Genomic DNA, 25,032 nt, shown 5'->3' on the forward strand with positions numbered 1-25,032 from the left:
TACCACCTACTACCGGGCAATTGTTGCCAATGGAGTTTGCAGCAGTGATTACTCAAGCATCGCTACAGTTACGGTAAGTCCATCTACTGTTGGTGGGACGGTATCAGGAGCTACCACTCTGTGTGCCTCAGACAACACCGACTATACCTTAAGTCTAAGTGGCCATACCGGAGATGTCATTCGTTGGGAGCGCAGCCTGACGGGCAGTGATCAATGGATTACGATAGATGAAACGAGCACTACGCTTACCTACAGCGACTTGCAAGAAACCACCTGGTTCCGAGCGATTGTGCAAAGTGGCGTTTGTGAGGAGGTCGCCTCCAGCAGCGCCCAGGTACAGATAGATGCAGTAAGCGATGGAGGCCAGCTAAGTGGCAGCCAGGAAGTGTGCAGCGGTACCAACAGCACCACACTTACATTGGGTGATTATGTCGGTACGATACAGGACTGGGAATCGTCCACTTCAGCATCCGGCCCATGGACTAGCCTGAGCCATGCCGGCAGCAGCCTTACGGTCGCAGATCTTACAGCTACCACCTACTACCGGGCAATTGTTGCCAATGGAGTTTGCAGCAGTGATTACTCAAGCATCGCTACAGTTACGGTAAGTCCATCTACAGTTGGTGGGACGGTATCAGGAGCTACCACTCTGTGTGCCTCAGACAACACCGACTATACCTTAAGTCTAAGTGGCCATACCGGAGATGTCATTCGTTGGGAGCGCAGCCTGACGGGCAGTGATCAATGGATTACGATAGATGAAACGAGCACTACGCTTACCTACAGCGACTTGCAAGAAACCACCTGGTTCCGAGCGATCGTGCAAAGTGGGGTTTGTGAGGAGGTAGCTTCCAGCAGCGCAGAGATACAGATAGATGCAGTAAGCGATGGAGGCCAACTAAGTGGTAGCCAGGAAGTGTGCAGTGGCACCAACAGCACCATGCTAACTTTGGGCGATTATGTAGGAACAATACAGGACTGGGAATCGTCCACTTCAGCATCTGGCCCATGGACAAGCTTAAGCCATACGGGTAGCAGCCTTACCGTTACAGACCTTACAGCTACCACCTACTACCGGGTAGTTGTTGCTAATGGAGTTTGCAGCAGCGATTACTCAAGCATCGCTACAGTTACGGTAAGTCCATCTACAGTTGGTGGGACGGTATCAGGAGCTACCACTCTGTGTGCCTCAGACAACACCGACTATACCTTAAGTCTAAGTGGCCATACCGGAGATGTCATTCGTTGGGAGCGCAGCCTGACGGGCAGTGATCAATGGATTACGATAGATGAAACGAGCACTACGCTTACCTACAGCGACTTGCAAGAAACCACCTGGTTCCGAGCGATCGTGCAAAGTGGCGTTTGTGAGGAGGTAGCCTCCAGCAGCGCCCAGGTACAGATAGATGCAGAAAGCGATGGAGGCCAACTAAGTGGCAGCCAGGAAGTGTGCAACGGTACCAACAGCACCACACTAACTCTGGGTGATTATGTAGGTACGATACAGGATTGGGAATCGTCCACTTCAGCATCCGGCCCATGGACTAGCTTAAGCCATACGGGCAGTAGCCTTACCGTCACAGACCTTACAGCTACCACCAACTATCGGGCAATTGTTGCCAATGGCGTTTGCAGCAGCGATTACTCAAGCATTGCCACAGTTACGGTAAGTCCATCTACTGTTGGTGGGATGGTATCAGGAGCTACCACCCTCTGTGCCTCAGACAACAGCGACTATACCTTAAGCCTAAGTGGCCACACCGGAGATGTTATTCGTTGGGAGCGTAGCCTGACAGGCAGTGATCAATGGATTACGATTGATGAAACGAGCACAACACTTACTTATAGCGATTTGCAGGAAACCACCTGGTTCCGAGCGATTGTGTAAAGTGGCGTTTGTGAGGAGGCTGTCTCCAGCAGCGCACAGATACAGATAGATGCAGAAAGCGATGGAGGCCAACTAAGTGGCAGCCAGGAAGTGTGCAGTGGTACCAACAGCACCACACTAACTCTGAGCGATTATGTCGGTACGATACAGGATTGGGAATCGTCCACTTCAGCATCCGGCCCATGGACCAGCCTGAGCCATACCGGCAGCAGCCTTGCCGTTACAGACCTTACAGCTACCACCTACTACCGGGCAATTGTTGCCAATGGCGTTTGCAGCAGCGATTACTCAAGCATCGCTACTGTTACGGTAAGTCCATCTACTGTTGGTGGGACGGTATCAGGAGCTACCACTCTGTGTGCCTCAGACAACACCGACTATACCTTAAGCCTAAGTGGCCACACCGGAGATGTCATTCGTTGGGAACGCAGCCTGACAGGCAGTGACCAGTGGATTACGATAGATGAAACGAGCACAACGCTTACCTACAGCGATTTGCAGGAAACCAGCTGGTTCCGTGCGATCGTTCAAAGTGGCGTTTGTGAGGAGGTAGCCTCCAGCAGTGCCCAGATACAGATAGATGCAGAAAGCGATGGAGGCCAGCTAAGTGGCAGCCAGGAAGTGTGCAGTGGCACCAACAGCACCACACTAACTTTGAGTGATTATGTCGGTACGATACAGGACTGGGAATCGTCCACTTCAGCATTCGGCCCATGGACTAGCCTGAGCCATGCCGGCAGCAGCCTTGCCGTTACAGACCTTACAGCTACCACTTACTACCGGGCAATTGTTGCCAATGGAGTTTGCAGCAGCGATTACTCAAGCATCGCTACAGTTACGGTAAGTCCATCCACAGATGCAGGAGTATTGACAGGAGCTGTAGCTGTATGTGAAGGAACCAATGCTGGTACAGTAAATCTCACTGGATACGTTGGCAACATTGTGCGCTGGGAATACTCACTTACGGGGAAGCAACCCTGGGCGCCTATTCATCAACAGACTGCTGCCTTAGATTATAACGACCTAAATGCCACTACCTGGTACCGTGCTGTGGTTCAAAGTGGCGTATGTGAACAGGTAATTAGTAATTCTGTGAAAATTACAGTTGATCCGCCTACGGTAGCAGGAGTTATCAATGGAACCTCGGAAGTTTGTACAGCCATCAACTCAGGAGCGTTAACGCTAAACGACTATGTAGGCTCAATTTTGAAATGGCAACAATCAGAAGATGAAACTACCTGGACGGATTTATCAAACACCACAAGCCAGCTCAATTTTGAGAACTTAACCACTACCACTTTTTATCGTGTTCAAGTACAAAGTGGCACCTGTGAACTAGCCCATTCCGAGGGCTTCCAGGTGATCGTAAATCCATTGCCTCAGGTAATTTTTGAGAGTGCGGAAGTGTGTGAAGGCACTGTTACTTCTTTTACAAATACAACAACTGTCGGAGCATCATACGCATGGGATTTTGGAGATGGTGAATCTTCAACTTTGGCCAGCCCGCGTCATCAGTACAAAGAGTTTGGGGTCTACACGGTAAAACTGACAGCCACATCAGCTAGCGGGTGTGTGGATTCACTTTCAAAAACGGTGAAGGTAAATCCAATACCTACAGCCAGATTTAGCCACGAGGATGTCTGCTTTGGTAATGATGTTGATTTTTCAGACTTGTCCGTAGTAGCGGAAGGGAGCATTGCAAGCTATTCATGGGATTTTGGAGATGGTGAAGGTAGCACCAACTCAAACGTAAGTCATCGGTACATTGAAGACGGGACTTACGAGGTAAGTTTGAATATTACCACTAAGAAAGGTTGTGCGGACAATATTGCCAGGACTGTTCGGGTATTTCCGCTTCCAGAAACGGCATTCACATTTAAAGAAGTCTGTCACGGGAATGCCACTCAGTTTTCAAACGACAGCTACATCACATCAGGAAGCCTTACATACTTGTGGGATTTTGGGGATGGTGAGACTGCCACAGTGGTAAATCCAGCGCACACATTTGAGGCATCTGGTGATTATTTTGTGAGCCTAAAAGCCACCAGCGCCGAAGGGTGTGTCACGAGTCAGCAGCAGCAGGTTGCTGTATATGAGCAGCCGCAAGCGCAATTCACTTTTGAATCCATATGCCATGATCAGGAGGCGAAATTTATCAATACTTCTATTGGTGAGGGCCTTTCTTATTTATGGGATTTAGGAGATGGCCTTACTTCTGAAGAAGAAAGTCCTACGCACTCCTATCAAAGCCCTGGCCTCTATCATGTCACATTGTCTGTAGTAAATGCAGATGGCTGTGAAAGTGAGCAAACGCAGGTAATTCGGGTGTCACCACTACCACAGGTGAATTTCAATATGGATGATGTCTGTCTAGGCGAAAAGGTCAGCTTTGTGAATAATAGCAGCATTTCTACCGGCTCTGTTGATTACGAATGGAATTTCGGTGACGGCAACCTAAGTAACGATATCAATCCACAACATGAATATACTAGCGATGGGGAATACGCTGTGACCATAACGGGTACCTCCGATCAGGGCTGTGTGTCATCGGTGACTAAAGTAGTAACGGTTTACCCACTGCCGGAGCCAGCATATAGTGTGGAGTCTGTTTGTGATGGTACACCTTCTCAATTTGTAGATAAGAGTTCGATTAATAAAGGAACTATAGAGGAGTATTTATGGGATTTTGGTGATCAAACAAATTCTATTTTGGCCAATCCGGTAAAACAATACCTCAACCATGGTAGCTATGACGTCAATCTGAGATTAAAGTCGGATAAAGGATGTGTAGCTTCTGGCAGTGGTACGGCGGTAGTTCACGAATTTCCAGTTGCTAAATTTTCGGTAGTCAATGTTTGTGACGGATTTGCTGTAAAGCCCAACAACGAATCCTTTATTTCTGAAGGCCTCCTTACCTATTCCTGGGATTTTGGGGATGGCGAAGAGTCAGCTGCCGAAAGTCCCACGCATCTTTACGCTACAGATGGCGATTATGAAATCACTCTCACTGCTCGTTCGGCTGAAGGTTGTACAGATGTGTATTCAAATGTTGTACAGGTATATGCCACTCCTGAGGTAAGTGCTGGTCAGGACACGAGCATCAGTAAAGGGTACTCAGTACAGTTGCATGGAAGTGGAGGTGTAGACTATAGCTGGTACCCATTAGACGGCCTCAACAATTCCAATATTCCAAACCCGATTGCTACACCTATGGAGACCACAAGTTATGAGGTCACAGTGAGCGATCAATACGGTTGCCAAAATAGCGATACAGTATTGGTAATGGTTAATGATGATTTTAAAATCGTAGCAAACAATGTCTTTACCCCCGATGGGAATGGGCAAAATGATGCTTGGGTAATAGAAAATGTCGAAGCCTTCGGAGATGTAAACGTGCGTGTTTATGACCGGTACGGCTCCCTTGTCTTTCAGGAAAAAGCCTATGACAATGACTGGGCGGGGACCTATGGAAATGACATTTTGCCGGATGGCACCTACTTCTATGTCATCACTTTTTCAGAATCTGACCAAAAATACCAGGGAGCACTAACGATAATTCGAAACAACTAATGAGGCCGATCATGACGAAATCTACCTTAACAATAGCTGTAAAAACAGGGCTTTTTATGACCTTGTTTCTTCTAGGATGGGAGCTGACAGCCCAGCAGACACCGCTGTACACTCATGCTTACCTCAATCGCTATTTGTACAACCCGGCGATGGCCGGGTATGAGCAATCTTCGGCCTATTTTCTGTATCGGAAGCAGTGGGCAGGAGTAGACGGAGCACCGGAAACCCAGGTGTTTACGCTGGACGGTCAATTGAAAAATCATCCGGTAGGCCTGGGGGTCACCTTTATCAATGATGTGACAAACGTACTTGGTCGAACAGGCGGAGCACTGACGGGCGCCTATGAAGTTGGGCTTACACCAAATCAGTCGTTGAGGTTTGGTATGAGCTTCACTGCACTTCGCAACCGAGTGTTTTTCGACCGTATTCGTGCAGAGGACGTTTCAGATCCAGGCCTATTGGAAAAGGTTGATCAACATACCGTTTTTGAGGGCAACATTGGTTTTTCCTATCAGGTGAAAAACCTGCGAATTGGTTTTTCTGGAGAGCAGATGTTTCAAAATACCTTCAAGCACGAAGAAGAAGCTATTTTTCGCAGCCTCGATTATACGCTGGTTCGTCATTTTTATACCACTGCTGAGTATACATTCACTATTGGTAATGACTACAAAGTTCGCCCACATGTGCTGGTCCGTACTGTACAGGGCCTGCGCTCACAGTATGATGCCAACCTTTATGCTTCTTACAAAGATTTCATTTGGACCAATTTGGTTTATAGACACGACATTGGTGCGGGCGCCAGCATTGGATTTGAGCTCGAAGATCAATATGTGTTTGGCTATGCTTATGAATTCCCGACTACAGATTTGAGCATCATAGGTGGTTCTACGCATGAGTTTACTGTTGGGATCAGACTGCACCGTGCCATTAAAGCTCCTGCTACTCGGCAGGCTAAAGCCAGACCATCACACCAATCGCTCGCAGATCAGGAGCGGCTAGATGCTATCGCACAGCAAAATGAGCGGGTAAGAGGTAAGCTTGAAAAAGCTGAAAGCAAGCTTCAAAGTCAGAATGAGGAATTGCAGCGGCTAAAGGAAATTGTAGAAGCGTACCAGCAAGATCTCGAGAAGACAGTGCAAAAGCTACAGGCTTCGGCAGTGGATAGTGCTGATCACTCCATGAGCTATTACGTGGTAGTAGGAGCATTGAAGAAGTTTGAAAATGCAAAGGCCTTTCAGCGACTGCTGCTGAGAGAAGCTCAACTCAGCACTAAACTGGTACAGAGCGCTTCAGGCACCTGGTTTTTTATATATGCCGATGAAACCAAAAGCTTCACTGAAGCACAACAGCTATTGGAGAAAGTGCAGGGAAGTGATGCTATGCCATTTATAATCGAGGAACCCTGGATCTATAAAAGCGAAAAATGATGGCTGTAAAAGCAACATATCGGCATTATTTTTCTCTTCTGGGACTGTTGTGGTCCCTGGCGCTTGGAGCACAGGATTTGGAAAATATCCAAAAGGATAATTTGCTGAGCTATAGCGGAGGTATAACTGTGACCAATACCTACTACCATGCAAAAGGTACTCCGATGCATCGAGATCCTTTTTTCTGGCAAGTAAATGCTAATCTGAATTTGAGCGTATTGGATATCATTCAAGCGCCGTTTTCTTTTACCATTAGCCAGCAAAATCGCAGTTTTTCTCAGCCGCAGCCTTTCAATAGGTTTGGGATAAGCCCATCATACAAAGGTGTCACGCTACATCTGGGTCATCGGACTTTAAATTTCTCGGATTATACCCTTGCCGGAAATCTGTTTTTTGGGGTAGGAGTGGAGTACGAACCTAAAGACAATCCACTTCGGGTATCTGCGGTCTATGGCCGGTTTGCCAAGCCAGTAGACAAGTTTGCTCAAGATGGGCAAATTTTTGCCACACCGACGTACAGACGTATGGGGTTTGGGGCCAAAGTCGGATTCGAAACCTCAGAGCAGCGTGCTGCGGTAATGTTTTTCAAATCACTAGATGATGTGCACTCCATCACTCTGGCAGACAGCCTTTCAGAAGAGATGGTACCTACCCCTGAAGAGAATTTGGTCATGGGAGCAGAGTGCGGGTTTACTATTTTTCAGCGATTTGTAGTAGAGGGAGAGTATGCTTACAGTTTGTTTACCAGAGACACCCGAATTCCTGAGCTTTTTATCAACGATTACTCGTTTATCAACAACCTGGCAGGCCTGTATAAGCCCAATGCTTCATCCACCTTTACCAATGCTTTCAAGTCGCAGCTGACGTACCAAGGAGATCAGGTTCAGATCAATCTGGCGTATAGACGCGTAGATCCGGGTTACGTCACGCATGGATCATCCTTCCTAAACAACGACCTGGAGGATATCACCGCAGGCTTTTCCCTGCCACTGTTTAACAACAAAGTGAATCTTTCGGCAAGTACGGGCATCCAGCACAACAACCTAAATGATCAAAATGTAGCGGAAGTCAGTCGGGTTATCTTTAGCACTTCTTCCACCATCACTGCATCAGAGCGGCTCAATTTCAACCTAAGTTATTCCAACTTCAGCACCAGTACGCGTCAGTTGTTGATTCGTACAGACATCTTGTCTGATACGCTTGAGTTTTTTCAGGTGACCAAATCTGCAATGTTTTCTTCCAACTATCAGGTGGGCAGTGGGAGCAAAAAGAACACGCTGTTCGTGTCCGCCAACTTCCAGGATGCACATGACAATCAGGGCAATGCCTCAAACTTCAAAAGTGCCAATGCCGGTTACTCTTTTACCCTGGGGCCATCTTTTTCGGCCAACACCTCATTGTCTTACAACCAATCTGAATCTGTAGGCACTACCAATACTACTTATGGGCCTATTTTCAGTTTGAGTAGGTCATTTTTCGAAAACAAAGTACGAAACAGCCTTTCGCTGAGCGTACTCAATAGCCATTTAGGAAAAACGCTAAACAGCAATATCAACAACATACGTTGGTCTGCTTCATGGTCTCCGGCTAAGCAGCACAATTTTGGCCTCAACGCCTTTTATATATTGAAAAATGGCCGTCAGGAGCAATCTTCTCAAATACAAGAATTAAGAATCACATTTAACTACAGTTTTAGAATCTAACCAAACACACACATACTATGAAAAAATTACTCACTACTTGTTTTGCTACCTTATACTTATGTGCTGCCTATGCACAGGTTCTCACGCCTGATTGGGAATCATCCCTATCGGGGAAAGTCAAATGGATACAGGTAAACGACTGGGGCATTGTGATTGCCGCATGTGACAATGGCCTTTTTGGGCTTGACCCCAGAGATGGCACCAAGATTTGGGAGCTATCTGATGTTACCAAAATTCAAGAAGAATATTACAATACCATTCCCGGAACACCTTTGGTGTTGATAGATGACAAAGGTGCTGATGCCAAGACTCTGATCATTAATGGCCTTAGCGGTGCTCTGGTATTTGACTCCAGAGATGAGGGCATTGAAAAAGTACTAAGCCGTAGGTTGGTCCGCGAAGTAGGGGGGATCATGATTACCTATTCCAAAGCGTCGGGAGACGGTGTGGCTCTCTACAATTTCAACGATGGAAAAGAGCTGTGGAATACCCCCATGGAAAAGGCAAAAGGACGAACGCTGGCTCAGCCTGTGATAGATAGTGAAGGGCATATTTTGTATGCCAATGGTTCCAGGCTTTTTCGACTGCATGGACAAACTGGAGCAGTCCTTTGGGAAGCAGAAGCAAAAAAGGATTATATCGACCTTTTTTTCAGCCCAGATGAGGCAACAGTTTTTGCAGTGAGCGGAAGTCCATCAGATCTTTTTAAGGCTGAGAACGCCGAGCCATCAGCACTTACTGTATCTGGTGGGGTAGGTAAGTTCAGTGTGCAAGCCCATCAGGTAGCTACAGGTGAGCCCATATGGAAAAAACCCATTCAGTATAGCAAATCCAAATACTCCGGTGTAGCACTAGGTGAAAGTGATTACTTATTGTTGCATACGCTTTCGGCCAATAGATATTCTTACGACTCACCAGATCCTTTGTGGAAAAAGGAAAAAATAGGTACTGGAGGTGACCAGCTCGTGGGGGTGTACCCTACCAGCGATGGGATGATCTATGTAGGAGATGATGGAAGCGGACGCAATTACTTCAACTATGTAGATGAAGCGGGCAAACCGCTTTGGAAAAAGCGCCCTGTAGTTACCGGCTATATTTCGCATATTGAGGATCAGGGAGATGCCATTTTTTATATCACCAGTAAAGGTGCTAATTTCCTGAGTAAAGAAAATGGAAAAGAGCTGTGGACAGGATCAAAGTATCTATCCAGCGACTTTCCGGTGAGCTTTGTGAAAGACTCTGATCAAAGTTTTGTGCTCCTTGCAGAGGGCAAACTCATTCGCGTGGATCTGCCGCAGAAGGACTGGTCGGTAATAGGAAGTAGTTTCGATTTCAAGGGAGAAGTGCCCTCAGGCGTTCGGTTGGTAGGCGAAAAGTATGCGGTGACGGGCAATCAGAATGTCACACTGCTGGATGCTTCTGGTAATAAAGTTTACCATCAATACTACGAGGCTCCAGACCAAAGCCTGGGGGCTAAACTGGCACTGGGAACACTGAGTGCTGCAGCTGAAGTTGGAGCGATGGTTTCGGGAATGTCGGCATTTGCCTATGGTTTCACTGGCGCCGTACAGGGGAATGACTCTTATATGAACAAAGCCGAGCAGCAGGCAATGATTTCCAATTTTGCTACCGGTGCGGCGGGTGATTTTAGCCAGCTGGCTAAAATGCGTTTTGGTGCGCAGGCGGCTTCCGAGGACTACAAGCTGATACTTACCGAGCGTGACAAGCTGCTTGGTTTTGTGAAAATAGACCTGGCAAGTGGTGAAGAGCAAGGCATGGTAGTCACTGCGGATAGGACACCAACTTTTACCGTAGATGCCGTGACCAACAAGCTTTACCTGAAGTCTGCTGAAGGCAGACTTGCATGCTACGACCTTTAATCACTGACGAATCGCCTGGCCCATGATTGCTTTCAGACTTATTTCATTACTTAAAACACGTTCGCTTGCCTTGCTCTTGTGGTTGTTGTCTTGTGTGACGCATGCCCAGGTAGAGCATTACCCGGCTAATGTAACACCCACGCTTTCACACCCATACTCTGCGTATTTCAGTGACTACATAGAAGTAGGTAGCGAGCGTCTGGTAGGCAACATTGTTTTCAATGACTTCAATGAAGCATCATGGACTTTTAAGTTAAAACTCACCATTTCAGGCACCAATGTGAGCCTGCAAACCAAGCCGGGGTTTACTCCTACCACGCCTATCACTGTACTACCCGGAGAGCCATACCGGCTCTCCGGTAGTGAGTGGGCCGAGTACTTCAATTTTCAAAATCTAAACATAAAGGGAGATGCCAATGCCCTGATTAACTCCGGCAGGCTGCCCGAGGGCATGTATTCTTTTTGCCTGCAGGTGCTGGATTATGACACTGGGGACCCTTTGTCTATGGAGGTGTGCAGTCAGGTATGGATTCAGCTCATGGATCCTCCGCGTACCTTGAGTCCGGAATGTGATAAAATCATAGACCCTATCACGTCTGCTCAGTTTCCAATTACATGGCAGTCCTTCAACACTGTAAACCCAAACGGCCAGAATGTAGACTATCAGCTGACGATGTGGGAGTTGTTGGATGTCAATGCCAACCCATTGAGTGCGGTGGCCAATGGCCAGGCACTGCAAGTGTATCAGAGTGATATTGTCAACAATACTTCTATCACCTATGGACCTACTCAGCCACTACTGGAGGTAGGCAAAACCTATATCTATCGTGTGCAAGCCCTGGAGCAAGAAGGCCGAAACTATTATAAAAACGACGGCTTCAGTGAGTATTGCTATTTTCATTATGGCTATCCCACGGGTGGTAAAATTTCCCTCTTATACCCCGACGATGAAGCTGGGTTTAGTAGGGGCATGGTGCCTCAAGTGATCTGGTCGAGTCCCAGCCAGATGGTGCCCGGTATTGGCATCAATTATGAACTCACCATCAAGGAGCTCAACGAAAACCAGGACCCGGAGCAAGGGATCATTGCCAATCCGGTTTGGTTTTCGAAAAAGACGCCTCTAATTACCATACCAAATCAGCAACCTCAGGAGATCGGCAGACTTAAAATAGAGCAGCGTTATGCCTGGCAGGTAAAGGCTTTTTCAGGTGATGTAGAAGTTGCGAGTAGTGAGGTGTCTACATTTTTCGGTCCTAGCCTGGTGGAGCAGTTTTATGCTGGTAACAGCACTGTACTCGTAGACTATATTTCCAATAAAGATCTGAATGCGCTTAGCGGAGGGGGAAGGGCTTTGCTTTCGGACAGTAAAGACGACTGGGTAGAAGTATCATTTACAGATCTGGTGGTCAGCGAAAGCAATGGGTATTACTACCTCGAAGCAGGAGAGATAGTTACTGAGATTGAGCCACGCACCTATTCATTAGCTCCACACTTTGAAGACAATGGCGCGGGAGAGTTTATCTACGACGCATTTAAACTCACCAAAGATGGCCTGCGCATTCGTGGCAAGTTTCACTGGGACCTTCCCTTTCCAGTGGAGGAAGGGAGCAGTACACAGTTGGTATCCAAAGAGGCCTGGGTTAGTTTCAATGGGTTTACTCCTTTTGGTAACCTGTTTATGGCGGAAGAGGAATATGATTTATTTGACCCATCAGGGTTTGCCCTTCGTATCTCGGAAAGCAGTAGGGTTTATATCAATCAGGAAAAATTCCGCTTTGAGCTGAAAGGGGCAGTAAAAGCTCCAACCCATGTGCAGTCTACAGCCATGGAGCGTGCACGGTGGGCATTCTTCGATGCAGAGCAAGTAGGTGTGATTCGTGCCGAAGACACAGAAACCTTTTTGGCAATGGATGGCGCTGGCATTGCTATCCAGCCTTTAGCCAGTGTCATTGATTTTTCTGACAATGAATCTCCAGGCCAGCATGCAGACAATCCTTACTGGAAAGGGATCTACCTCGAGGAGGCCAGGGTGTCGCTTCCCGGTGGGTTTGACTATGATGACCAGTTAAATGTAGATGTGCCCGTGGAAGAAACCATCAAGCAGAACGAAACGGATGGTGCCGAGCTTTGGGTCGTACATTCTGGCGTGCACTTAGATGTAAATCTGGATTTATCAGGGTCAGAAGCATATTTTAATACTTTTCCTGCCGAATACACTTCCTTAAAACTTGTCTTGTCCAATCAAAATGTAGATGCAGCAAGCAAGTTGGAAGGGAAATTTTTTATTCCATTAATATCTACCGAAAAGCCCTTCACGTTTGAGTCTCAGTTGTGCAACAAGGGGTTTCGCCCCGGAGTGGTAGCGGATATAGCGGGCACTACTTTTAAGCACAACCCTGAAGGTGGTGACCTCACCTTGGATATAGCCATCAAAAAAGCACAGATCGTGGATAAGGAACGCATCCAGATGACATTGGATCTGTCCTGGCCATCACTGGATGTTTCTTTTGAGGGTGTACCAAACTTCAATGTTTGGGGGAATTATTCGATAGGTTTTTTTACTCCTGAAGGCATCGTAGCACTTGCAGAGCAGGTAAAAACGACCTTCAAAGATTACCCTGTCACCATAGACGCGTTGAGTGCCGGGCGAAATGAGGATGCCTATGGGATAGCTATCTCCGGAAAAGTAGTAATGGGTGAAGATGTAGCCGGAGATGATGGGGCGCCGGCTTTTAACCTCTATTCGCTACACAAAAACCCTCTGCTCGACAAAGATTACATTCCTGCGCAGGTTCAGGGTGCATTTGACCTGGGAGCATCTCAGGATGGCTTGGCAGCTATAGAAGCAGAAATGGCGGCATTGGAAGCCGATATGGTCAAAGAGCTAGAAGCTGAAAAGGCTGCTCTGGAATCATCTGCTCAGCAAGCATTGTCGGCAGCAGCATCCGCTATGGGCGGTCAGGAATATGAGGTGTCCGACATGGTAGACCAATCCGATGAGTCTGAAGAAAAAGTAGATTTTGCCACTGTCAAAGAAGAACTCATCGTTTACCTGGAGCTATTGCAAGGTATGATGAGCAACCCGGAGCAGGCTGAAAAAATCGGGTTGCTCATTACTGAAATTAAAAAGGATAACGGGCAGCTGAATGACCTGGCGCATATCATGAAAGACCTGAAAGGGTTTGCAGCCAAGTTTGCCTCAGATCAGCTCACTTCCATGGCCGAAAAAATTCTCGAACCTGTGGACCGGCTGACCAATAAAATCAATGGTGAAATCCTCAAGAAGTCTAATCAGCTGACGGGTACAGTAGAGACTCAAATTGAAAATGCTGTAAACAGTGCAGTGGATGAAGCTGCCAACAGAGTGATCAGCAAGTTGCAGGACAAGGCGCCTAACATTGCTGAAGTAGTAGGTGAAGTAGTGGTATCGGTAAAAGCACGAGTAATTGCCAGAGTGTCCAACTCTTTCAGTGCTGCCGTCAACGAAAATATCACCTTCCCGCTCACCAGCTTTGTGTCTGCTAATCTAAGTGATCGGGCGCATCGGGTGTTGGAAAACACCATCAGTACCGTGGTGATGGGGGCTCTCAATTCCGATAAGAAACCAGCCGACATGATGAATGAGGTAGTGGCTGGGCTTGAAGAAGAGTTTGAGAGTATGGGAGAGGATGTGAAAGGGAGTGTGGACCTGGACAAGATGATGTCTGCCATCCGTAAGGTGGGTAGTGATGCTATCGAAGGTATTAAGCCAGCTGAAATAGCGGATGATATCAGCAAGGCTGCCATAGATGCCATCGGTGGAGCGGTGGCTAATATGGCTGCTGATAAACTTGGAGAGTTGGCCAATAATGCGCTTGGAGACCAAATAGGCATCGATGTACCCGTAGATTTCGGTGCAGCAGGGGCCAAACTCCTCTCCGGAGGTAGCCCGAAGGACCTGCTTTTTGACCCCATTCCTGTAAAGGTGCGCTCTCCGGCTCTCGACATTAACGGGCTGATTCATTTTATGAAAGATCACCCGATCTATGGCGATGGGTTTGCCGGTGATGTGCAAGCACTTATTAAAAAGCCCAACACGTTTGCCATCAATGTGATCTACATCAATGGCCGAAAAGAAGGCGTGAGCTACTGGATGGTAGAAGTGGGTGGAGCGGCTGCTGCCGCTAGTCCAGAGCAGGGTGAGGATGGGCCTTCGGCCAGTACTGCAGAAGCCGGCGGAGAGATGTCTGGTGAGATGAAAGAGCCTGAAGGTGCCAAAATCGGTCCGCTGGAAATTATGGCGCTTCGTGGGCGGGTGTACCACCATATGTCTGCCGAGGGGCTCGGTGAGCTGAAGCCTGATGCAAATACCAACTACGGCGCCTACTTGCACCTCATCATGTATGGGCCTAAGAACGGGGATAAGATGCGCCTCGAAATAGAGGCAGCTATGAGTACCTATGCTACAGGCGATTATGCGTTTAGCTTCGATGGCAACGCACAGTTTGTCAATCAGAACCCGAGCGTAAACAAGGTGGACAAAGATGCGGCCATTCAGGCTGAACTTTCTTTGAAGTATAATTCTGCAGAAAAGCACTTTTTTGGCTTTGCTTCCGCGGTAATACAAACCAAAGCACTATGTGCTTCAGGGAGTCTGCTCATAGATGTGAAGCCCGGGGCCTGGCGAGTAGCTATTGGTAGCAAAGAAGAAAAGATACGTTTTGTGATGGCCTGTGTAGGGTTTGGGCCTACAGGTTGGCTGGATATGAACCAAAACATTATCGAACTGGGATTGGGACTGGAATTTATCTTCAGGACTACCATAAACCTCGACGTAGGTGTGGCAGCTATTGGCTTATTGATCGACGCGGGTGCTGCGGCAGGTATTCAGGCCATCATTCAGCACAAGCCCGAGTTTATGGTGATGGAAGCCGGTGTGTGGCTGGAGCTTTGGGCAAAAATCCTTCTGACTTACAAGCTGCCTATCAAAAAAGGATCAGTAACGCTGGCAGACATCTATGTGGCAGTGGATGCCATGATGCGCTTTAATCCACCGCCTACACTACTCTATGGTGATGCTCAGGCCAGGATCAAGGTGCTGCTCTTCAATTTTAGTTTAGATAAGGAATTTGAAATGACAATGTGATATGAAACTTAAAAAGTGTGTTTTGATATTAATATCTGTTTTGCTTTTTGTGAGCCCTGCCAGTGCTCAGTCATATGAGGATTTTTCAGCTTATCTAGCAGCCATTCGCCCACAGGCAGCAGCAGGTACCATTCCTGCATTACCATATGGCTGGTTGCGAACGAATGCGAATGATGTCAGTTTGGTAGCGGATATACAGACAGGCGCCGAGGACACCGTGCAAATCATTCGGCGTGTTGCCTATCAGGCGGCAGAGGTAGTAGTAGGTGCATCTTCTTCGTCTGCCATTCGGCAAAATGCGTTTTCAGTGTTAATGTCAGGGCTTTCGGACAACGATCTGGCCCTGCAGGGCATTGTATTACAGTTGCTGGCTACACAAGATGGAGCGCTGTTCTCTGATGAGGACCTACGTGTACTCATCAGTAAATTAGATGCTGGTATTCCGGGCAAAGAGGCTTTGCTCAAGCTGTTGGGCAGGCTCAACGCTAGCGAAGCGACAGAGGAAATCCGACAATTCACCACGGCAGGAAATAAGGCGACCATTCGGTGGGCTGCATACCTGGCACTAGCCCGGCTGGGTGATGAAGAGGCCATCGATAGACTGATCCAAAAAGTGAACGGGCTGACAGTCAATAGCGATGTAGTGTACGATATTTTGCCAGGACTCATATATACCCGTCAAAAAGAGGTTTTTGATTTGCTGGTAAAAGAACTCTACAACGATGAGCGTAACTGCGAACCTGCCGATCCTGATCAGTACAGGCCCATTCGTTGTGGCTATCGCATCATGGAACTACTGGCTCCGCACGTAGAAGGTTTTCCTGTCGCGGTAAGTGCCTCTGGTGATCTGGATACGCGCAATTACCGACAAGCGCTACTCGGCGTTCGCGAATGGTTCGCTGCTAATCCTAACTATCAACTAACTGAGCCTCGTGACTAGTCGAATAATAATATTCTTTCTGTGGCTTTTTATGGTCCTGGCTGGAGTAGCGCAAAACTACCCCACCCAGACCCGCGAGCTCCCGCCTGTCACCATCACCGAAGAGCGTGCCCGTGACCTCATGCGCCAGCTCACCGACCTGGATGCCTTCATGCATGCTGTCGGTATCAAAAACATCGCCAACGACCAGCGCCTGGAAGCCTTCGCTACTGGCTTTGCCGAGCGCAATCAGATAGAAGCCTTCACCATCGGCTACATCGATAGCGACGAACTCTGGCCACGGGTATTTCGCAACATCCGCCTCAAAAAGCTCAATAACATCACCACCGATCAGCTGCTGGCCGCCCACATCCTGTTTATTCCTCAGGACGATGGCTATACCGTAGAGCTCAAGCTAGAAGGCAAAACCACCGAAGTATACGAGCTACTGGAGCTCACCAAAGAAGAAGTAAACCTCATCGCCAAAGAAACCAGCGACCAGCAGCTGGGCAGCACCGTCTATGCCAAGCCCAAAGAAGCCCGCGAGACCGTAGTGAGCGCCATGATCGCTGCCTTGCAGCGAGTGGAGGGGAATAGCAGAGTGGACAATAATGGAGATGATTGGGTGGTCGATAGTGAAGAGAATGTATCTCAAGGTGGCTCTGGAAGTGGTGGTTCAGATACCGGAAATCCTACACCTTCCGATTCTACAAATCAAATATCACCAGATAGTCTGCTCATAGTCCAGGCCAGATTAATGACCGAACTGATCACCTATTTTGATAATGAGATAGACTACTGGTTGCTCAATAATGGGAAAGGCCCACTTGACATGGAAGAAATCAGAAGGCTGCAGGAACTGCCGAGTTGTTTACCTGATGATGAAGGGCAACTGGAAAGAATCCAAACAGCTCTCAATGGCTTAGTAGAAGATGTTTCAGGCTTTTTAACCAGCTTGTTTGAAACAGAAGACAATCAGGAAACCTTAGACGAAATATGCCAAGATCTGGACACTACGCAAGAATCCTTATTAACCCAGCTTACCGAAGATGAACTGGCAACCTGTGAAGAAATGCTTTGTGAATATTTAGAGGAAGAAGAAGTGGAATATACTATTGTGCTTCGGGATGATGGAGAAGAAATAGAAGCAGGGGCATATGTATTGATAACTGCCGAACCGGAGATGCCAGCTTTATCTGTAGAAGCTGTATCAGAAAGCACCAGCGAAATAGAAGTAAAGCTGCGATTGAAGATCGAGTACCGCAGGGACATCCGGCAGGACGAAGATTATTTTCCTGCCAATGGATGGTATGAAACCAATCTAAATGAAGAATGGGAAATTGATTTTGGTGATAGGATACGTGGTGGCCGGGCTACACTCTACACGGAGATAGGCGAATCCAGGGACACGATCATTTTTCATATACGCGGTACGAACCCTACAGCACAGGCGGTACAGGATTATATTGAAGAAGAAGATTACGATGACACCTGGTTCTTTACCCGGTTGATCCGACAGGAATCCAATTACATACATTTTAACAATGGCACGAATTATGGGCCGGAATGGACGGACAGTCAGGGCTGCCCGAACTGGGGACCACCTCATGGTTGGGGTTTGTGCCAGTTAGATCTGTTGGCCGGAGGGCAACGGCCGACTGCCCAGGAGCTCTGGAGTTGGAAGGCCAATGTGGATCGAGGATATGACTTCCTGACCGGTGAGAAATTCAATATTGCAGAAGTTCATATTGCAGGAGAAATGGTAGCTGTAAATACTTGGAATACGGCAAATCCAACCGATTTAGTGGAAGGCCATGCCGATCAGGAAGAAGGGAACAATACCAATTCAGTAACTTATACCTATGCTTCCAGTGACAGCTTTGATTTTGACTGGGGGGATCTGGATGCAGGTTCGGAATCTTTTTTAGATGCGGTTTGGATCAAAAGTTACAACGGAAACTCCAGAGGATATTATTATAGATTAGTGGCACCTACCAGGGAGGGAGAAAAGCCTGAATGGGAATTAAGGAGAACCAATATTCATGACCATAATTATGTCGGAGCTGTCAGCGGCCGAGCAGAATAAACTAAATAATGAAAAAGACATTAATACTGTACACAGTACTATTTATTAGCTTTTGTGCAAAAGCTCAGGATATTAAAAATTTATATTTTATCTCGGGGCATCCGTATGACAATACAGATGAAGAATTTGCAAGCTATTTATGGCGCTATTCCGAAAGCTCGTTAGATACCATTTCATTATTGTCCAGCAAAGACGATTTTTTGGAAAATGTGAAAGTATATCCGGAGCAAAACTTGGCCGTAATACATAAGTCCAATTCGATAAGAAAAAAGCATTTAGGCCATAACCATCGGCTGCTTTTTATTGATTATCAAGACTCTGTCCGGTTTTCTGAAGTTCCTATTAAAATAGAAGAAGGGAAGTTTGAGTACTATCTATCCCTTACAGAAGAGAGTCTTTTGCTGGATATGTTTTCCAATAAGAAGGGCAGTTATTTTAATAAAGTAGACTTAGAGAATCTAAATATAAAAGAGGCTGATATTAAAGACTTTATTCATGCTAAACTCACTGGTATTCCAGGGGGCATGATTGATGGGAAAGACTACTTTTTAGTTTATAGCAATGAGCAGAATGGAAATTTAGAAATTCCTCTTGTAGGAGATCGTGATGAACGCCCAAGATTTTCTTATGCGCTACCTGAACAATATCAATTTAAATCCTACCAACGACATGTTATTCCCATAAACAACTCTAAAATCTTTGTTCTTCACGGGAAGTATGAAAAAGCAAGTCCTAAGCTGGGGTCTAGTGAGATTATTTATTTGAATAAAGAAAACAATAGTTGGAATAAAGTGACTATTCAGGGTAATATGCAAAAACCCCGAGGCTTTGGAGAATGGATTTCGGGATACGTTTTTAACGATCATATCGCAGGAAAAAATCTTCCCGGTGCTGAAAAATGGACTTATCGTGAAAGTGGCTTATCACCAAAGGAGCGATGGGATTACTATCCGGAATATGGCGAAGGCAATTACCCCTATGCCCCTGGAATTTTGTACTTCTATAATGCCTACACGAAAGAATACTTTGAACTGGAAACCAACCAGGCAGATAGTGAAGTGATTTTAATAAAAGATAACACTGTGATTTACCGGACTTATGATGAACTATATGCTGCTGAAATTATCAAAGGTCAGAAGCTTGGCAAATCCAAATTGCTTTTAAAAGACGATCGTGTACCGGACATTCACTGGGCATTTTTTGGAGTAAAGTAGTTCCTCTTTCGTTCAAACGCCCCCACCAAGCGCAAGCGTCCGTTTGTGCTCCTCTTACCCGAAATATGGAGTTTGTTTACTAGACTCTGATTTTTAAGAAAGGATTAGCCCCTAGCCGCTAACTACCCGGCAGTGCCGTGCTGCTTCCAGCCATTACTGATGCCCTGGTAGCGGAAGGGTTGGAGATTTCATCTGCCCTCATTGCTGAGAAAAGCGGGGAGTTTGTGGTAGGAGCCTCAGTAGATGGGAGCATCCAGCTGATTCTCCTGTATTATGACAACCCCGACCTCCGTCCGGCCGAAGCATGGGCTCAGCTAGACAAAGTGCAGATGACCCGATCAGGGGTGGAGGCCATGTTGGGCAAAGTGTACCTGGAAGCAGCGGTTTCGTGCCTGGGAGATGCCATCTACTCCAACGGCAAAATGCGCAACTATCAGGAAGTAGTTTCCACCCAGGGCGCTATCGACTGTGCACTGGGTGCCATCACAGCCTTTGGGGCAGATGCAGCAGCGAAAAAGCTGGGAGCGCGGGCCAAAGCGGTGATGAACAAAGTCAGGGACAGTCCCGAGCGATTCGTCAAGCTGCTGACAGACTTAAACTTCACCGACGACCAAATCCTGAGGCTGGGAGCCAGGTTTGGGGTGAGCAGCAAATCAGTGCGCTTTTATATCTTTAAGCTCCGAAATCGCTTGAAGTTAGCCGAACTTCCCAACAGCGATGCCTTACTGAAAGACCTGGAGACAGGAGATGAAGCACTGGTCAAAGCATTCCAGGAGAATGTGGAGTTGGTGGATGCGTGGATGGTGCTGGATGATGCAGGGGTGGATGATGCCATCAGAAAGAATGTTGATGCACTTGCTGATCCAGATGCTGCAATAGATGCAATTCAAGCATCAGGAAAAGCCAAGCCGACTTGGCCAGAAATACAAGCTCTATTTAAACGAGGAAATGACTTTAATAAAAAGGGGAGGTTTAAATATGGTGATAATTTTGTTGAAGTAGTTTTAAAAGGAGTTGATGGGAAAGCAGGAAAACGATTAGATACATATATACCTCCTTCAGGTGGAAAAGCTGGAGAAATAATTTCAAGAAAGGCTACTACACTTAGTGAAATACAGTCTAATACATTTAGGAATTATTTGAATGAGTTAATAACGAAATACCCGAACGGAGCTGAGTTGAACTCAAGTAAGTTCCCTTCAGGTACTACACTAGATGGAGATTATTTCCTAGAGGTACCATCATCAAATAAATCCTTCTTTGAATCAAGTACCGAATTTCAGCAAGTATTGAGCGACTTCAATACAAGCAAGGGTGTGAACATAAAAATCAAATATTTAGACGAGTAGTTTTATGCAAGAGCTTATTTTAGGAATACTTAAGGAAATAGAACTAGATAAGGAGTACGCAAAGCTATGTGAACGTTTCTGTGACTTTGATAATAGTGCCAATCTCAACAAAAAAGAAGTAGACCCTATTATTAAATCCTTTGACTCTGGCTTTAAATACATCGCAAGAGATAGAACGTTTATGAAAGAAACCGCTTTTGAGGAATATACTGTGCGTTTTTTTATAGGCTTTAAAAGTGGAATTGTTGATTTTGGCTATTTAGTTTGGAAGGAAGGAGACAATAATAACTTTTACAAAGGTGATTTACAGACATTATCAAAAGAGGTTGATGCAGAGTTTGAAGGGAACGTAAGGTATAGCCGTCCATTAGCCACCTCTTTAGAAGACTTTAAAGAAATACTATCAAAGTATTTTGAGTTGTTTGAATCATTTAAGCAGCATTTTCAAGAAGCAGTACAAAGCTGATTACCAAGCCTGAGAGAAGTGAGGCTCTTTTTGTTACATCAAATTAATTTTGGCAGCCTTGTGGTCAATGGTTTTAATCAGCGACTCTCCTTCTTGTCAGGTAGGTCAGCAATATCCTGAAATCCCCACCCCAATGCAACCGTCCGCACGCGCTCCTCTTTCATGCCTTCCTAAAACACAGAATAAATAGTTCGTTTCCTAAACTCTGATTTCTAAAGCAGGGAGCGTCCAACTAGCCGCCGACCACCCCACGGTGACTATAGGTGGTGATATCATTTGTAATTTGTGAGTTTTTTCTAGATATCAATCCGGAAATATTTTCCATCAAAAATTTCCTTGCACTGGCATGATTCAGTTAATTTTAAAGATAGAATTTGCTAACCAACCTTAATGTTCATGAGATCTTTTTTCTTCTTAAGCCTATGCTTAATAGCTGCAAGTACTACGTATAGTCAGGATGGTGTGGGGATTGGGACAAGTCATCCACATTCTTCAGCCATATTAGACATTCATTCACCTAATCACAATAGGGGTGTTTTGTTGCCAACTTCAGGCCCAGAGGCATTATTCGGTATTAAATCTAGTGCAAAGGACGGCCTGCTTTTTTATGATACAGTTACACATCGCCTAACATACTTCTACAATGATAAATGGAATTATGTGAATCCCTGGGTTACGGAAGAAATCCAAAATAACACGAATGTGTCCTATGTCGCAACCCCTTTTAATGTGTCGGTCGGGACAATTTCGGAACCTACTGAAGCGCTTGAGGTAAACGGTACTGTGAAGGCGACACAATTTCAAGGATATGGAGTAGTGCCAATTGGTGGAATAATGATGTGGTCTGGGAGTGCAGTTCCTGATGGCTATGCACTATGCGATGGGAGAACAGTTAATTCAATGACCACCCCTAATTTAGTTGGTAGATTTATTTTAGCAGGAACCGGAAGTGAGAGCACAAAAACTGGAGGCGCAAATGACTTGAGCACTACCAATGTGAGTTACGAAAGAGTTAAGGAGTATACCATAGATGAGGCTGCGGGGTGTTCTGATCACCAATACAGGTTTTCCGGTGAAATTTTGGTGCAAGGTAGTTGTGGGGATGCAAATTCTTACGTTTCCTTTAGTAATGTAGCCGGAAATACTTGTCTTGGCGCTGGTCAAACATATATTGCCAATAATTCTAAATATGACAATTGCGGCGGAACCACAACCCGAAATTGTACTTCTTCAAGCAACCCGAACTACTATCGGACGAATTCTGATTGTTACGTTGAAAATTATGAAGAGGTCAACCTTGTATCAAGCACTGATAACCGACCAGAATATTACATATTAGCATTTATCATGAGAGTTGAGTAAATGCTCCTTTGTTTAAGTAAACAAGAGTCTTTAAATAAGAAAAGCCTGAGCGTTTGCCCAGGCTTTTTAGTTGATTTAATTTTTGCTTATTTATAGGCCTTTTTGTTGTCTTTTAAGTAATCCGCTACCAGTTCGTTTAGCGCATTTTCATAGACGGTCAGTGTTCGCTCCAGCACTACGTCCGGGTCCATCCCATCGCCGATTTCCACATTTCCTACGGATGCCTTGGTTTTACCCACTACTATGTCTGTTTTTTCCTTGATTTCAAACTCTTGAAGTTCTTTTCCTTTCGCATTGAAAATCGTCAGAGTAATGGTAGTCGTGGGCTTGAAGTTGCCGCCAAGGGATACTCCTGCCGGACCTACTCCTACTCCCCCTTTAAACATGTCTACTCGATAGGAGATATAGTACTCTTCTCCAGGAGCATTCTTGAGCACTTTTTTGGCTTTGGCTTCTGACGGAAAAGATCCATTGTAGGAAATTTTTCCTTTCAGAGTTTCCAATGGTTTGATTTCAATGTCGAGCTTTTCTTTAAACGTTTTTTTCGTCTTCTCGAGCATTTTTGTTTTGGCCATGTAATTGAAATAGGCCACCGGATTGGACTCTTTGAGCTCCGCAGTTTCGTCATAGCTCGCCGCTTCAGACCATCCATCGGTCATGTTGCTGAGCGTGGCATTGGGCGATACTAAAGAATAAAATTCTGCAGAAAGTGCAAACTGAAAATTGGAAGGAGCTACAGCTGCGCCTTTCTGAGCGACTGTAGCATGGCTAAAGATTGCAAATAATACAATTGCGGCAATTTGTGTCAGATTTTTCATCATTGATTGGTTAGGTGAAACATAAATTTGACTCGGTGAATATAATGTGGGTAAGCCATAACGGGAAACATTACAGAGAAAAATAATTTTGAGGTAATGCCCCGCTTGCTGTGTGTCAAGAAGTTTATTAATCTTTTCGCATGATATAGGCTAGTTTATAGTAGCGTATTCCAGCCCGGCAGTTTTCGTTGTTTAGGTAGTAGTTGGAGTTGTCATTTTTCGAATGGGTGTAGAATTCAATCAATTCATAGTCAGGATATATCTTTTGGTGGGCTGCTACGATGTTATTGGCTTTCACGTTATTGATTGTGAAATCTTCAGCTGTTGTACCGGTTTTGGTGTGTTGGCCAGTTCCGGAGTAGATGTAGGGTTCTTTATCGCAGTTGGATGAGGAGTGCGAAAAGTCGCTATTAATCGAAGGGTCCAGTTTTGCTCGGTACGTGCCACTTCCTATGTTGTCTGTAGTCGTGCCTATTACGAATCGGTTGGATAGGTCTACTGTGCCATTTGTGCCATCACACAGCGCCCAGCCTGAAGGTACTGTTGTGCCTGCCCACATGATGATGCCACCCTTGGGGATGGTCCCATTTCCTACAAACTGCCCATCGGTGGTGATATTTCCATTGGCGTCTATTGTGTTTGTAGAGATGCTTGAGCTCACGCTTAGTGCATTTGCCGTTACCAATCCTGAGATGGAGGCATTGCCAGCATTTAGCTGGAGGTCTCCCTGATCCAGGTTTATGTCGCCAGATGAAACCTGCACATCTCCAGCGGATATGGATAGGTTGCCTGCTGTGGTTGTGATATTACCTGTAGCAGTCAGAGTGGTTACAGATGCTGAGCTGTTGGTGTGAATAAGCCTTTGCCAGTTGTCATCCCAACGGTAAAAAGCGCTTTCGATACTATTATAAAGTAATAGGCCTTTGTTGGCTGGGTCGGTGATGGACGGAAGTGATGTCACTCTGGGGAGTAAAACACCTTTAGATTCAGATTTTACTTCCAGGATGGCGTGAGGCGCTACATTGGTAGTGCCTATGCCCACGCCATCAGATTGGCTATATAGCGGACCTATTAAGAGACTGGTGAATATCGAGCATAGGAATAGCGGTAACTTCATGTATTTAAAACGGTTGGTGTGACATTAGTTCAGTGATTAAATCTGAAGATTAATGTCGTTTTATGCAATGAAGAGGCAAATTGAGGTGGTTATTAATGATAAAATGCC

At 46.0% G+C, this 25,032-nt stretch carries 14 protein-coding genes; 12 read left to right on the forward strand and 2 right to left on the reverse strand.

Annotated elements, in window-relative coordinates; all coding sequences use genetic code 11:
• The 12 genes from C7460_RS23690 to C7460_RS24035 form a co-directional block, all read left to right on the forward strand.
• Positions 1-1,888 (forward strand): hypothetical protein (locus tag C7460_RS23690; protein ID WP_170147930.1); only part of this gene is annotated, 1,888 nt, incomplete at its 5' end.
• 90 nt (positions 1,889-1,978) lie between these two features.
• Positions 1,979-5,458, forward strand: a complete 3,480-nt coding sequence (locus tag C7460_RS24445; RefSeq protein WP_115867535.1) for a PKD domain-containing protein — start codon at positions 1,979-1,981, stop codon at positions 5,456-5,458.
• Positions 5,459-5,469: 11 nt separating this feature from the next.
• Positions 5,470-6,885 carry a PorP/SprF family type IX secretion system membrane protein gene (locus C7460_RS07815; RefSeq protein ID WP_170147931.1) on the forward strand — a complete coding sequence of 472 codons (1,416 nt, stop codon included), beginning with the start codon at positions 5,470-5,472 and terminating at the stop codon, positions 6,883-6,885.
• Positions 6,882-8,588 (forward strand): hypothetical protein, encoded by a 1,707-nt coding sequence (locus tag C7460_RS07820; protein WP_115867537.1) that lies wholly within the window; start codon positions 6,882-6,884, stop codon positions 8,586-8,588. Before C7460_RS07815 ends, C7460_RS07820 begins: the two co-directional genes overlap by 4 nt.
• Positions 8,589-8,605: 17 nt before the next feature.
• Entirely contained in the window at positions 8,606-10,468 is a 1,863-nt protein-coding gene (locus C7460_RS07825; protein WP_115867538.1) for an outer membrane protein assembly factor BamB family protein, read from the forward strand.
• 22 nt (positions 10,469-10,490) lie between these two features.
• Positions 10,491-15,593, forward strand: a complete 5,103-nt coding sequence (locus C7460_RS07830) for a hypothetical protein (protein ID WP_147302884.1) — start codon at positions 10,491-10,493, stop codon at positions 15,591-15,593.
• Between the two features lie 22 nt (positions 15,594-15,615).
• On the forward strand, positions 15,616-16,533 hold the full coding sequence (locus C7460_RS07835) for a HEAT repeat domain-containing protein (protein WP_147302885.1): 918 nt from the start codon (positions 15,616-15,618) through the stop codon (positions 16,531-16,533).
• Entirely contained in the window at positions 16,526-18,598 is a 2,073-nt protein-coding gene (locus tag C7460_RS07840) for a hypothetical protein (RefSeq protein WP_147302886.1), read from the forward strand. The genes C7460_RS07835 and C7460_RS07840 overlap by 8 nt, the downstream gene beginning before the upstream one ends.
• 8 nt (positions 18,599-18,606) lie before the next feature.
• Positions 18,607-19,812: a hypothetical protein gene (locus C7460_RS07845; RefSeq protein WP_115867542.1), complete on the forward strand. Its 1,206-nt coding sequence runs from the start codon at positions 18,607-18,609 to the stop codon at positions 19,810-19,812.
• A 137-nt stretch (positions 19,813-19,949) separates the two neighbouring features.
• Positions 19,950-21,161: a hypothetical protein gene (locus C7460_RS07850; RefSeq protein ID WP_115867543.1), complete on the forward strand. Its 1,212-nt coding sequence runs from the start codon at positions 19,950-19,952 to the stop codon at positions 21,159-21,161.
• A 4-nt stretch (positions 21,162-21,165) separates the two neighbouring features.
• Positions 21,166-21,627 (forward strand): hypothetical protein, encoded by a 462-nt coding sequence (locus C7460_RS07855; protein WP_115867544.1) that lies wholly within the window; start codon positions 21,166-21,168, stop codon positions 21,625-21,627.
• Between the two features lie 396 nt (positions 21,628-22,023).
• Positions 22,024-22,989, forward strand: coding sequence for a tail fiber protein (locus tag C7460_RS24035; protein WP_221409471.1), 966 nt, complete (start codon positions 22,024-22,026; stop codon positions 22,987-22,989).
• A gap of 86 nt (positions 22,990-23,075) precedes the next feature.
• Here C7460_RS24035 and C7460_RS07865 read toward each other — a convergent pair whose 3' ends face one another.
• Together C7460_RS07865 and C7460_RS24040 are read right to left on the reverse strand one after the other, a co-directional pair.
• Positions 23,076-23,810, reverse strand: a complete 735-nt coding sequence (locus C7460_RS07865; protein WP_147302887.1) for a hypothetical protein — start codon at positions 23,808-23,810, stop codon at positions 23,076-23,078.
• A gap of 124 nt (positions 23,811-23,934) precedes the next feature.
• On the reverse strand, positions 23,935-24,924 hold the full coding sequence (locus C7460_RS24040; RefSeq protein WP_221409472.1) for a tail fiber protein: 990 nt from the start codon (positions 24,922-24,924) through the stop codon (positions 23,935-23,937).
• Between the last annotated feature and the right edge of the window lie 108 nt (positions 24,925-25,032).

Source organism: Marinoscillum furvescens DSM 4134 (assembly GCF_003386095.1).
GTDB classification, from domain to species: Bacteria; Bacteroidota; Bacteroidia; order Cytophagales; family Cyclobacteriaceae; genus Marinoscillum; species Marinoscillum furvescens.

What these genes read in the sequence shown, in the direction of transcription:
- C7460_RS07815 (WP_170147931.1), top strand. Translation starts at nt 5,470, where the DNA reads ATGACGAAATCTACCTTAACAATAGCTGTAAAAACAGGGCTTTTTATG.
- C7460_RS07820 (WP_115867537.1), top strand. Translation starts at nt 6,882, where the DNA reads ATGATGGCTGTAAAAGCAACATATCGGCATTATTTTTCTCTTCTGGGA.
- C7460_RS07825 (WP_115867538.1), top strand. Translation starts at nt 8,606, where the DNA reads ATGAAAAAATTACTCACTACTTGTTTTGCTACCTTATACTTATGTGCT.
- C7460_RS07830 (WP_147302884.1), top strand. Translation starts at nt 10,491, where the DNA reads ATGATTGCTTTCAGACTTATTTCATTACTTAAAACACGTTCGCTTGCC.
- C7460_RS07845 (WP_115867542.1), top strand. Translation starts at nt 18,607, where the DNA reads ATGAAAAAGACATTAATACTGTACACAGTACTATTTATTAGCTTTTGT.
- C7460_RS07855 (WP_115867544.1), top strand. Translation starts at nt 21,166, where the DNA reads ATGCAAGAGCTTATTTTAGGAATACTTAAGGAAATAGAACTAGATAAG.
- C7460_RS24035 (WP_221409471.1), top strand. Translation starts at nt 22,024, where the DNA reads ATGAGATCTTTTTTCTTCTTAAGCCTATGCTTAATAGCTGCAAGTACT.
- C7460_RS07865 (WP_147302887.1), bottom strand. Translation starts at nt 23,810, where the DNA reads ATGATGAAAAATCTGACACAAATTGCCGCAATTGTATTATTTGCAATC.
- C7460_RS24040 (WP_221409472.1), bottom strand. Translation starts at nt 24,924, where the DNA reads ATGAAGTTACCGCTATTCCTATGCTCGATATTCACCAGTCTCTTAATA.